Source organism: Flavobacterium sp. HJ-32-4 (assembly GCF_022532105.1).
Taxonomy (GTDB): Bacteria; Bacteroidota; Bacteroidia; order Flavobacteriales; family Flavobacteriaceae; genus Flavobacterium.
Window position 1 is genome coordinate 452,923 of sequence record NZ_CP092832.1, and the last position, 13,229, is coordinate 466,151.

General features: G+C 47.8%; 4 protein-coding genes. All 4 read left to right on the forward strand.

Translation table 11 applies throughout. The features are described 5' to 3' along the window. Positions 1-9: 9 nt before the first annotated feature. From MKO97_RS01765 to MKO97_RS01780, 4 genes are read left to right on the forward strand one after another with little or no spacing between them, the layout of a single operon-like run. Complete coding sequence (locus tag MKO97_RS01765; RefSeq protein ID WP_241104358.1) at positions 10-3,681, forward strand: hypothetical protein; 3,672 nt, start codon at positions 10-12, stop codon at positions 3,679-3,681. Continuing rightward, on the forward strand, positions 3,678-4,502 hold the full coding sequence (locus MKO97_RS01770) for a hypothetical protein (protein ID WP_241104359.1): 825 nt from the start codon (positions 3,678-3,680) through the stop codon (positions 4,500-4,502). The genes MKO97_RS01765 and MKO97_RS01770 overlap by 4 nt, the downstream gene beginning before the upstream one ends. A gap of 4 nt (positions 4,503-4,506) precedes the next feature. Beyond that, complete coding sequence (locus tag MKO97_RS01775) at positions 4,507-5,406, forward strand: hypothetical protein (RefSeq protein ID WP_241104360.1); 900 nt, start codon at positions 4,507-4,509, stop codon at positions 5,404-5,406. A gap of 16 nt (positions 5,407-5,422) precedes the next feature. Then, positions 5,423-13,222, forward strand: a complete 7,800-nt coding sequence (locus MKO97_RS01780) for a hypothetical protein (RefSeq protein WP_241104361.1) — start codon at positions 5,423-5,425, stop codon at positions 13,220-13,222. Positions 13,223-13,229: the final 7 nt, after the last annotated feature.

The window sequence follows — 13,229 nt, forward strand, 5'->3', positions numbered from 1 at the left end:
CCTTTTGTTATGCCGGATAGCCTGTTTAAGTTCACCATCAAGATTGACCCAACGCTTCCCGCCGACGATACGTTACGGGTTATCCGTAAAACGGTAAAAGTGCCGCCCATTCCCCGAACCTATTTCTTTTCGGAACTATCGAAGCTACCAAATGGTCAGCTTCCGGCACAGGCTTACGGACCCGACCCGGCAAACCCCGGCACGATGTTCAGGATTACCACCCGCTTTACACCAAGCAGTAACGCCAAGGCGTTCGCAACAACGGATGGACATCTGTTTTTTGCTCCATATGGCAATTCCACAAACAGGGTCAATGTTTTCCTGAAACCATCCAAACCCGTTGACGTAGGGGTGAAAATCAAGTTTTTTGTGTACCGGGGTATATTGATCGACAGCCTTTTTACAACCGATAACGGAAACCTCGTCGTCATCCCTGAAAACGACCCCCAAGCCACGCCTTTCCTGAAGCGTATCTGGGGGGAATTCAATAGGTTCAATACTACCATTCCCAATCCCATATTTCTGGCCAGTCAATTGGGTTACGTGGCAAATGGCAACGATTTCGGTAACCTTGTTGAGCGGTTCTATAAAAAAGAGGGTTTTAACCTTCCGCTTATTAAGAAAGGGGAAACATTCGGTGACTTTGATCCCACGACGATGGGTTTCGAGATTGTTGTTGACTTTGGGGATTTCGAACAGGAAGTATCGGAAACAGGTTTCAATCTTGATTATGCTTACGTAAATGCCCAGGAATGTATACTAAACCTTAACGGATCCAATCCGCAGTTTACGGTAGGCAATCTGCCTGCAGCCGGTCCGGGCGTAGTTACGGCGAAAATATTCATGGAAAATGTCTATCATTTCCTTGACCCCGCCGCCTTCTATGGAGCACATATTGCACACGATGATGTACGTAAGTACTATATGGGCGAGATTGAGGCGTATCAAACGCCCATCACAAACTCGTACCAGACCGAGATTTACGAGAAAGTCCTTGTAAAGTTTGCCAACAGGGGGAAAATGTATTTTTATCTCTTAGGTAAAAGGGGAAGATCGTACAACTTCTACAACGATACGCCTTTCGTGCCGGGTACTAGTGGCCCCATACTACCTGCATTAGACGCCGACAATGATGGTGTGGCAGACACACCACTGCAGCCCTTTGAGGATTTCAGCGCCCCCGTGTGGCCCATAAAAATATTTCAAACCCTTCCTTCCACCTATTTCACATTGCCCAACCCTACGCCTACCAACAATAATCAGGGGCCCCAGAACGGCAGCCAAAACAGGGCCAGGGTTTCTATGCGGTTCCTTCTTGACTACATCGGAGTCACACTAGGAGCAGACCTTAATTTATTTTATATAAATGATGTCGCGAATCCCCATTCCTTCCTTCGTCCACAGACGATGCAGTTTATCACTTTATTCAAGCCTCTCTATAAGCCCGACAATAGCCAGACGAGTAACTATATGTTGCTTGCCAACCAATTTTACGGGTCGTATCGGCGCCATGTTGACCTGGACCTGTATTACAACGATCTGTTCGGTCCTATTGAAGTCAAGGGCATCTTTGAACCTGAAGACTTTGACACGGCCGCCGACAGCCCTATACAATGGATAGTGCATACCAAGCCGAAATTGTATGAAATAGGGAACCGGAGCTATGTAGGTGAAATGAAAGTCGTCTTTGAAGGGTCCGGAAGTGATGCAGCCCCCACGACCGATACCCGCACACGTCTCTATGTGATATATCCGGTTGATTCCGATGACCCTAACCTGGTTTCACGGCGATCCTTCGTGTCGGGTTGTTCCAATGTAGATAAGAAAAATACGTTCGCCTCATTGATTTACGACAACAGCCTTGACGTGCTTACCTATGATGTTATGCCAAACGAGTATTCGGACGAGCCCGCAAAGTCACGTCTCATTGACGATGATATAAAAATATGGAGAGGAAGCATTCTGGAAAATGGTGTCAACATCCCCGTATTAGGACTCCGGAATCTATTATATGACAATGATTATGTCAATAATTTTCTACAGATCGGCCTTACAGAAATCGAGTTTAAGTCGCTATTTATCGGCATAGCCGACCCGGTGTGGTTCAACACATATTTTGCACTTGAGGAAGTGACCATCAATACGGTCGATGACTGCCGGAAATATAAGCTAGGTATTACTTATGACAATGCAAATGGGGTACAGGTGACCTATTTCAATACAGCATCCCCGGTTTACGTTTATGCCACTGACGGCCGGTTTTTTACAACAGTGAACTACGCAAACCTTTTCGAACACTATGACACATTCGGCAATGTGGCGGTTAACTTCAAACCACTTCCACCGGGTGGACCTATAAATGCTGTATGGGATGGGGAATATGGTTTTGACTGGATGCGCAACACCCAGCGATCATTTGGGCCGTTTCGATATCCGCCTTTCAAGAATGTCATGGGAATACTGCCCCAGCAAACGAACGGAAATAATCCATTAGGGTCATTTAGCCTGGACCCCGACATGTATAATAGTTTAAAAGTAAACGAATACGGTGCTTTCCCGATGAACTGGCGGCTCAACCCAAGCGACAGCGATATTGAATATTTCAGTGCGTGGCTTAGTATTAACCGGCGCCCGGCAGATATACCCGTAACTGATGCCCGCTATATGCGCACGCTTCGATTAGACTTTAAAGTTGGTACTCCACCAAGTTCCTTATACATCGAGTATGATAACCGTTTATTAGTGCTCAGCTCCCCTGCCAGCAATCGCCCCACACACACTAATTTAGTAACCACTGATGGCAAAGCCCGCCTCATTTTCAACGTCAACCAACTTACCGCGCCAACCACTTTGTCCATTACGTTGAAAAGTCCCAACAGCGGCGAAACGGGGGTCGTGAATCAAATTCGGGCATATTCAACCTATGGCATCGAAACAACCCCTAAGTTATCCGGACTATTGAATCTGTTCCAGGGCAACTATCCTAGATCTGGAAACCCTAAAGTTACGGCGTTGTTTGTGCCGGTAAAAATGCAATTACCCTGGGGACAAGCCGATTATACGAAGGCATTACTCACTGGCACGGCACCAGGAAGCGTTGACCTTCAACTTGAAACGAACCTAAGACGTTTTCTCGGACACGCCCAGATTGATTTAATGGTGAACTGGAGAGACAATCCGCTCGAAGCAGGCGTACTACCCACTATCTACACGAACGCTGCGACAAGCCAGATAGTCCCAAATCCCATCGGGCAGACCAATCTTATCACCTATTTGGAAGGTTTGTTGACTGCGGGAGAAAGGACGAACGGTCAGATAAAAATTTTCTTTATAAACAACCTTGGCGCCATGGTCAGTCCGGACGGAGCGACATTGATACCAAATGGTGGATTTTCGTTCTCGACAACTAACAATATCGTGATGTTTCAGATTGCACCGGGCAATGGTGTCACGCTCGCACACGAGATGATGCACAGCCTAGGTATCCCACATACGTTCGATAAGACCGACAAAAATGCGCTGTACAATTACCAGCCTTTCGGTACGGAAAACATAATGGACTACATAGACCCAAACCCTGTACCTACGACGCCTCCATCCCCAACGCCTAACCTAAGTCAAAGACACGCGACCTATCACTGGCAGTGGGAACTGGCACGAAATACGGCAGCTCAACGATGAAAACCTTCGCACACCATATCGTGGCGTTAGCATTTGGCCTGACGATGCCTTTTACATTGCAGGGGCAGAGTAGCCCGTTGCCTAAGGATCTGTTGAAAAGCGAGGTGCCGACGATTCCGGATTTCCTAAAAGCAAAAGATAACGTGGAGACCCATCGCCGTCGACTGGAAGAGTATGTAAAGGCCTCTTTTAATGTGCCCGATGCAGAAGTAAAATTATTTGACAAAAGCAACTACCCCGATAAAGGAGACTATGAATTAACCTGTGAACTCCCTGACCGCACAATCGATTATTGGATCACCGGTGGACGTATCAGTGAGGCTACGGACGTATACCGTTTTTGGTCGCACGATATTTCCTATCAGGTGTATACGCGGACGGAATTTCGCTACTATGAGGACGGAGGCATCTGCTCCGAACAAAGCTATGGGGGCTATTTTGATAAGGAGGGGTTTGAAGCAGGCATTTGGCGCCTTTTTGATAAGAAAGGTAAAATCATATTCAAACTCGACTTTGACCACAATTTCCGAATGAACGAAATAGAAGTTGTGCATCAGATACGGGAAATGTTTTACTTCCTTGAGGCGGAATCCGCGACAATTTACCGCGGATTTGACCCCGATCACGCCTACTGGGTCGTGCTATTCCCGGGATGTGATTCAGGGGATGGAAAGATAAAAGGAGTAATCGTCGACGACAGGACCGGGCAAGTCATCTATGAAAATGACAAATCCGCCCTAAACGCCTATTTGTTTGAAGCGAACCAAAAGAAACTCGTCGATGATTTTGTGAATCGCTACTATAAATTGTCCAATCCGTGAAAGCATGAAAAGCCGTCAATTACATACTGCAGTCATCGTCGTGATCGTGCTTTTGCTGTGTGGAAGCGCAATCGGCCAGGGCCAAATGACGCCTTTCGAGCTTGACCTCGGAAACGCGTTTCGTGCAATGGTTCCTGTGTTTGATCCCACTACGATCAGACGGGATCAATTGTCCGATGCGATACGAACTGTAGATAGTCAGTTCAACTCGTTCAACCATGATGATTGCACTTTAACGCTTAAAGACGCGGCGCAATGGCAAAAATTGGACGAGACCGCCTCGCTGCTATTGCCATTTCTGGATTTCCATAAACGGGATTTCCGCGTGGTAGAAACCTACGCGCGGGATATGTACCTCGTCATGCAGTTTTCCGATAAGGTAAAAGCGTCATTGGAAATGCGACCCATCAAGAACCCGACTGAGATCAGCGCGTTTATCGTAGTGGCTTACCCGGCCTACGACCAACAAAAAGTATATCTGAATATCATCATCAATTATTATCCGGATGGCAATGTGAAGCTCATCCAATATGATTATCGACCGACAGGCCTTCCTGAAACGATCCGTCTCTACAAATATGCAAAGGATGGAAGTTTGATTGGACAACAGGAAAGCGAAACATTCCTTGATGCCGAAAAAGCGTTTACAATCGCAACCAAACAAAACCAAATCGCCCTCAATTCAGCTATATACCGATATGTCGACACGAATTACGGTGTGGTCTGGAAGGTCGTACTGGAAGACAGAAAGGAGTACTACGTCGAAGACAAGACCGGAAAGGCACTTGACACTGCGAAGCTCCTGGTATTTGATGACAAAAGCTTCAGCGATGCCTATGGCCAGGCAGACATCCTTGACGTCGAAAAAAAAACTGGCAAGAAAATACTAATCATCAGGGACTGAAATAAAACATAAAGCTATGCCGACGAACAACGTGCCCGAACCAAGATATTATCCTTCGTTACAGAACCTGATAACACTGGATGACCTGCCAGATGCGCTCGATTTTATAAAAACCGTCATAAGCGATGTTTTTAGTAAAATTCACTACAAAGACTACCAGTCGGCTGTAAGCGCAGACGGGGCTTCAGCGTTTCATAGCCTCCGAATCGTAACGCGCGACCGGATCAGTGCAAATCTTATCTATGGCCTGAAATTCATCCTCAACCGGGATTTCGACGACCAGAACATCTCTTCCTTTCCGGTAACGGTTCGCTACCATTGGCCCATACTGGCCTATCTGAAATCATTTGACCTCAATGGATTTTCCTTCACCCCACGAGAGTTTTTTGACATAGGTCTCGTTGTGCTCAATGTGACGGAAGAGGATCTTTTGGCAAAAGCAATCAATACACTGGTGACGGTACCCGACATCTCGGTAAAACCCATAAATAAGTTTGTCGATGACATCAACTCTAAATTCGGGGACCTGCTCGATGCGCCTATTCCCTACCCTATTTCGGGCGACAAAATCACAGAACTTCTTGTAGCGCTAAAAAGTAAGATTGGAGAAACGGCGTCCGAAATCGTGTTCCTAACCTACATATTGGCGACGACCGATCTACAGGAAACCAAAAACCGAATGAATACGTTCTTTCGCGAGTTGATTCCGGCCGATATAGAAGACTATTTGTTGCAACTGATGAAACCCGTTGCACGAGTTACACTTGAACTGGCGGCTTCGATTGAATTTCCGCGGAACATACTGGTACCCTGGGAGGAAGTCAACGGCGTGCTGACCCGAGTGGAAGACGAAAACGTAAAATCCTATTTCGATTTCGCTAAAGCCACGCTCTATGCCGACACCAAAGCAGGCATTGGTTACAATCTTGAACTGGCGGGAACCCTAAATCCCGGACCAGCCGAAATCGGTCGAACCGGCATCCTGCTTGAAATCGATAGCCTCAAGCTTGATCTTAGCACAAAAACCAATATTCCCGAAGCTACCGCCGACGGCAGGGCCGATGATTTCACCGGCGTATACGCCCGGGCACTGAGCGTCACATTGCCTGCGCGATGGTTTCAGGATGATGCCGTTCAGGGAACGCCTTCAACAGGACTTCGCATCGGGGGCTATGATCTCCTTATTGGCACGGGGGGCATATCAGGAACCTTTATGCTGGAGGCCATACCCATCGCCATTTCAAGTCCTAACCCCTACTATTTTGAAGATAAATTCGAATTTCTCTATCCCGTTACGCTCTTTCAAAAGAATAGCACTACCGACGCTGTCGAAGAAATACAGGTGCACGATATCAACCAACTCAAACAAAAACTTTTCCCGAACAGTACGACGGTACCGTCCTATCCATTTAAGTTTCCGTTAAGCGTCAAATCACCACCTGTAACTGGTACGGTTACGACATTTCAAAACATCGTCGAATATCAACTATTCGTCAATAGCTTCACGCCAACAGGTAACCCCGATCCCGTGCCTACACTCTGGAAAAAAGTCGGGGGCGACAGCGGTTTCCGGATTGGATTCACCAAATTCGATATTACCTTCAAGCAAAATAAAGTCACCTCCTCGAATATCAAAGGTGCACTTGAAATCAAAAAATTTGTGTACCCCGGCACCTCTAACCCGGTGCATATCGACATTCAAGGACACCTCTCCGATGACGGTGACTTCAACCTGACGGCATCGGCCCAGCCACCGTATCCTATCCAACTCAAAGACGTTTTTACATACGGACTCAAGACTGTTGAACTCGGTCGGGAGGAGGAGAACTTTTACATCGGCACCTCCGGTACCCTGCAATTCGAAGGCTTCCTCAAAGAAACCATGGGCCTCGGCCCAATCGAAATCGAGCGCCTCCGTATCTACAGCGACGGATCGATCGAACTGAAGGGCGGCGCCATCAACCTCATCAAGCCGATCGTCTTGAATCTGGGACCCGTCGAGATTACCGTTACGGCCATCCATTACGGCTCCCACCAGAAAGAGGTGGACGGCGTTATGAGAAAGTTCAACTATTTCGGATTTGACGGTGGTATCAGTGTCGATCCGCTTGGAGTCGAGATCCGCGGCGACGGTGTCAAATTCTACTATTGCACCGACGATGTCGAGGGACACGAAAAACCGAAACCATACCTCCACATCAAAACCCTCTACCTCGACCTTACTTTGCCGGCCAATACGCCAGTGGCAATTGTAAATGGCTGGGTTTCGATACCGGAACCAGGGGTTTCGAAAGAGTACTCGGGCGGACTGAAACTGCAACTGCCCAAATTGAAAATCACCGGCAGCGTCGATATGAAACTCATGCCGAAATACCCGGCCTTCCTGATCGACGCGTCGTTAGACTTCCCTGGTCCTATACCGCTTGGCCCAATCGGAATCTACGGATTCCGTGGTCTCTTCGGCTATCGCTATGTCGCCGAGAAAGAAGCCATTGGCATGGTATCAGGTGTCAATACCTGGTACGAATACTACAAAGCGCCTCAAAGAGGTATAAACGTACGCAAATTCAGCGGCCCGGATCAAACGACCGCCGCCGGAACACCTATTTCAATCGGTGCAGGCGCATCGCTCGGCACTTCGGCCGACAACGGCACGGTTCTGAATATCAGAGCTATGGTCTTGCTGTCGATTCCGTCGTTGTTTATGATCGATGGTAGGGCGGCCGTTCTTTCAGCTCGTTTAGGATTGGATGCCACCCAGGAACCGCCGTTCTTCGCCTTCATTGCGGTGGGCGACGATTCTCTTGAGTTGGGCTTTGGTGCCGATTTCAAAATGCCGACCAGCAGTGGCAGCATGTTCAGTATTTACGCCGATGTACAGGCCGGATTCTTCTTCCGGAACCAGAAACCGTGGTACGTCAACTTCGGAACCGACACGAACCCTATTACAGCCAGGGTACTATCACTGATTACGCTGAAAAGCTACCTAATGCTTTCTGCCAAGGGAATTGCGGCGGGCGCACGCGGCGATTTTGATTTCAAACGGAAGTACGGCATCATCCGGGTACATGCATGGGCCTATATTGAAGTCGGCGGAAAAATCAGCTTTGAACGACCTCAGTTTGGTGCCTACCTGAAAGCCGGCGTGGGCGCGGACATCGACATCAAGTTCATCAGCCTTTACCTGGCCGTTGACATCATGTTCGGTGTAGAAGCCTCACGTCCGTTCAAAATATTCGGATCGTTCTATTATAAAGTCCGAATCCGAATCCTTTGGGTGTTCAGCTTCAGCTTCAAAGGCTATCTGGATGTCGTTTGGGAATTCAACAATCAGGTGGATCGCACCCCAATCAGCCCGATGATCAAAACACAGGGGATGAGCGTACAAGCCATCGAAACCAAGATGGCGGAACTGGTCACGGGAGTCAACATGCTTTCCAATGAAAAGTTCAAGCTGGCCTATTTGGGCGACCACATCCCTACTGGCATTACCAGTCAATTGGATGCCAAAATCCTCAATAAGATCATTCCCATTGATACCTACATTGATATCAAGACGGAGAAAGGACTTATGCCAGGAGCGAATGTAACCGGAAACTCGGTTCGGAAATTACTCGGTGGCATCAACAATCCGGCCGAACGTTATACCGACCTCATCCCGCCGGATGCTACTGTTAAAGGCAAACCAATCCGACAGGTGAAGCACCGGTATTCGCTTGAAAAAATTGAAATCAAATTCTGGAATGGTTCATCGTGGGTGGATTATCACCCGTATGAAGCAATGTATCCACAGGATTTGGGCATCAGTAACCTGAAAATCGGACAGTTCCAGAAAACGGATGGTCAATACAATATGGTGCGATTACTGGCGACCACCCCATTTTCATATACCGAGCAAGGACAACCCGGATGGTATGTGCCTGAGCAATATGGCATTACGGCCGCAACGCTATTCTGTGAGGGCCAGCAAATCGAGAAAAAATGCGCCAACTTTGAATTCATGCCATTAGGACGCCGCTTCTACTGTGGCAATCCCAACCATTTGCTTTATTCGAATCAGGCCGCTTTCCAGTTGCTCAATCCATTCGACAATGTCTACGCAGAAGTCACCGACGAAACGTATTTTCCAGGACTCACGCACAGCCTGAAGTTCAGCAACCAGAACCAGATGCAGGTGCTCTTCCCGAATGCAGCGGTGCAGATTGGATTGAAGATATCCAATTTCGCCCACGGCGTACGGATTAAATATTACGCGACGCTTGCCAGTGCGGCCAACGACTTACTGTTGAATCCGGTGTATGGCAATCCCGACCCGACCGCAATCAATCAAAACGACCCGTATATCGTCGAAAAAACCGCTGACGATCTTGATACCCTCATTGAATACAACAAGCCCGACTGGAGGGGTGTCATCAAAGTCGTTATAGAGCCGCTGTATGATCCGGCCGTCGCAATACAGATCGCCCTCCTGACCGAACAAATTGCAGCGATTACGGAAAACAACAACCTAATTTCACTACAATTGGCCGACGGAGAGCTCATAGACACTACCTCTCTGGAAAACCAATTGCAGCAATTGATGTGTGGTGACGGTACTCTTGAAACCTTCAACACGTTTGTGAACCGATACGACCACGAGGACCGATTTAACTACCGGTACTCCGAAGAATTCATCGAAAACGGCATTCCGTATATCTATGCTGTCGGCCAGACACAGGCGAATGCGCTTGTCAGCAAACTCGCGGCGAATGGCGATGTCATCTGGCAGAAGAAATACGTAATTCCGGATGAGAGCCCGATGGTCTTCCGGAAAATCATCCAGCTCAAGCAGTCGGCCTCTTCTACCAGCCGCGCGTATGTAGTGTATGCCACTACAGAAAAGCACCATTACCTCATCGGATTAAAGTCTTCCGGCGAAGTTGACTGGGCGCGACAGTTTAATTGGGATTATCCAAACGTAACCGTACAACTGATGGCGTCTTTGTCTGACACGAATTTCTATGTCAGCATCTCCGGCAATTTGCCAACTGAAAAAGCGCCACAGGTGATTCTGTTCAGTGCCGCAGGAAACCCGCTGAACGGCATTTCGCTACACGTCGTCCAAAAAGATTTCTATTTGTCGGCAATGGCCGTTGACACACTGGGTCTGGTGCTGGCCGGTCACTTCTCTGAAGAAGACGGTACGCATGGCGCCATCGTAAGGCTCAGTAAGAACCTTGGGTTGGTAAATACCGTTTACATGGTAGAGTCCGGAACGGTTATTCACGACGTAGCCATACTGGCCCCGGATCGGTACCTGGCGTCAGGATACCATACCAAGAGTGATTCGTTGTTCGTTACCGAACTTACCCCCGAAGGTGATCAGGCCCTTTTCTTTACGCTGTACAATACCAGCAGAAAAACTTCTCAGTTGCAGCGCAGCGCCAATGGGTTTTATCTCCTGGCATTCGACGCCGAAAATGGTGTTTTATACAAAATGGATACTGACTTCTCGATTCGATGGCTCAAAACCATTTCATTTGACAAAGACCCGAGCAACGGATTTAACCATTTCAGGTTCAACCTGCAGACCGACCGACTTACGTTCAATGCTTTCGCGAATTCGTCTGGTTCTGTGATCGGCCACGCCAACAGAGAATTGCAGACGTGCCTTACTGAAATTCTGGAGACACTGAAACCGGATAAAAATGAAACCCGACTCAAGAACTTCTCCCCTGCTATCGAGAAATTCAATATTGACTTAAAGTCAGGCCGACCTTCACCTTCGCCCACGATTGCGAGAAAAATGGAGTTTTGTCCGATATTCATCGACACCTGCGGCAAAGAGGACCAAGCGGTTTGTGAGTTGTATAATGAAGTGTTCTCGATCGCAAACGAGTGCCTGGAAGACCCGACCCGGGCGGAAAACGCGGATCATCCTGTTTATCCGTTCGTCGATTGTATGGGTTACATTTGGGACCTCATCCAAAACTTTGATCCGTCGTATGATCTCCTGACGCTGCTGGATCGACCGCTTTCAGACATCATGGTGTTCATAAAAGCCGCCTCGGGGTCTGAATCGCTTACCATACGCGAATGTCCGTCGTATACCGTAGCCTGGAATGCGGTAGCGGCCATTGTGAGTCGTTTGGATGATCTTGGCAATTGCAACTGTTTGTGCCAAAATCCAGATTACACCCTTTTACATGAAGTGTGCTGGATGACGGTAGAAGATTACGATTATAACATCAATATTCCGTCACAGACAGCCATTTCAGAAGATGCCTCTGCTACGATTAAGGGTATTACCGACTATATCCAACCTGTATGGAGACCCGACACGCACTACTACGTCAGGTTTGAACTTAGGGATACCGTTGAGACTGCCGGTTCGTTCCCTTTCAATTTTACCTACGGATTTACTACCGGTGGTTCGGTAGGATATTTCCACACGCATCCGAAATCCGACTATGGCGATATCCCATTAAAGGCGGGGCAATACCTCGATACGGATTTGGGTCCAATCCTGCTGACGTCTTCGATAAATGGAAAAATACTCGAAGACACAAAAGGCATCATTCGTAACCAAGACGGATCTGTGTATGATCTTCCAAGCGGACAGGCCTCACAACCTATCGCTAAAATCGCGCCTCACGCAGATAAATACCCGCTCACCTCGCTAAGCCAATACATCGATTACCAAAGGTCGTATCCTAATGCAAACGGCAACCTGCTGAGCGCAAAACCATTGTTCTATAAAGACGATACGACCAGTATTTCGCTCTTTTTCAACAAGGCATATGCGAAGAATTTCTTCAGGGAATGGCCTGAGTATCGCAATAAACCAAGTCAGAAAGGACGTTTGAAGATCGTGATCAAGGACCCGATTGAGGGAACGGAAATTGTTAATCCGCCCGCTCTCAACTTCGACCAAACCATCACAACCATCCCTCAAACCCAAGAAGAATGGAAGTCAGATGTAAACCCACAGGTGCCGTTTGTGTTGAGCCAATACGAAGCGATGTACAATGCACCGAACTGTATTGGTGGGGCGACGATTATCAAACCGAAATCAGAGTACATTACGATAACGCCGAAATTCCTGAAGCCGAATAAGTTGTATACTGCCATTGTCAATAATATGTATACAACCAATACGGAATTTGCCACAACGCCCGAGCAACTTCTCGGACAAACGAGGGAAGTGCATCGGTTTGTGTTCAAGACATCCCGATACGAAACCTTCAAGCAACAGGTAGAGAGCTTCGTAAACGGACAGGTTATAGACGGATCGCTGGTGCAGAAAGAAGCCTTGTTCACGATGCTTCAACCACTGTCGCCTGACCAGATAAACGGGGCGTACAATACGATAATCGGTCAGCCCGTAAGTGGCTTTGACCCCGTAATACTGGCGAATTTCGCCAATAACTACCAACATCCGTTTGACCGGTTGCTCGAGGGAATTTTCGGAATGAAACCACTCGACGAAGCGATTTGCACGGAAATCAACATCATCCGAAACGCATCGGATGGTAAAGCCATAGCCCTGCTCATTCGAAATCCGGAGCCGTTCAATGATCCAAAGATGCCGCTTGCTGATGTAAGTGATACCGTGGAAGTGTGGTCGCAAACCGCTGTGAATACCGATTACAAAATACTGCATTCTAAAGATTATTCACAGGTGCTTATCATGCATTCGAGCAAGCAGATTTCTGGCAAACTCAACATGCGGTTCAAATACAAAATCTGGGACGGCACTAACTATGTAGTGCCCTCAGAAAGCCTGAATCCGCAGGCACCCGCCATGTACACGATTACCCTACAAGTAAAAATTTAATACGCTG

What these genes read in the sequence shown, in the direction of transcription:
- MKO97_RS01765 (WP_241104358.1), top strand. Translation starts at nt 10, where the DNA reads ATGCCGGATAGCCTGTTTAAGTTCACCATCAAGATTGACCCAACGCTT.
- MKO97_RS01775 (WP_241104360.1), top strand. Translation starts at nt 4,507, where the DNA reads ATGAAAAGCCGTCAATTACATACTGCAGTCATCGTCGTGATCGTGCTT.
- MKO97_RS01780 (WP_241104361.1), top strand. Translation starts at nt 5,423, where the DNA reads ATGCCGACGAACAACGTGCCCGAACCAAGATATTATCCTTCGTTACAG.
- MKO97_RS01770 (WP_241104359.1), top strand. Translation starts at nt 3,678, where the DNA reads ATGAAAACCTTCGCACACCATATCGTGGCGTTAGCATTTGGCCTGACG.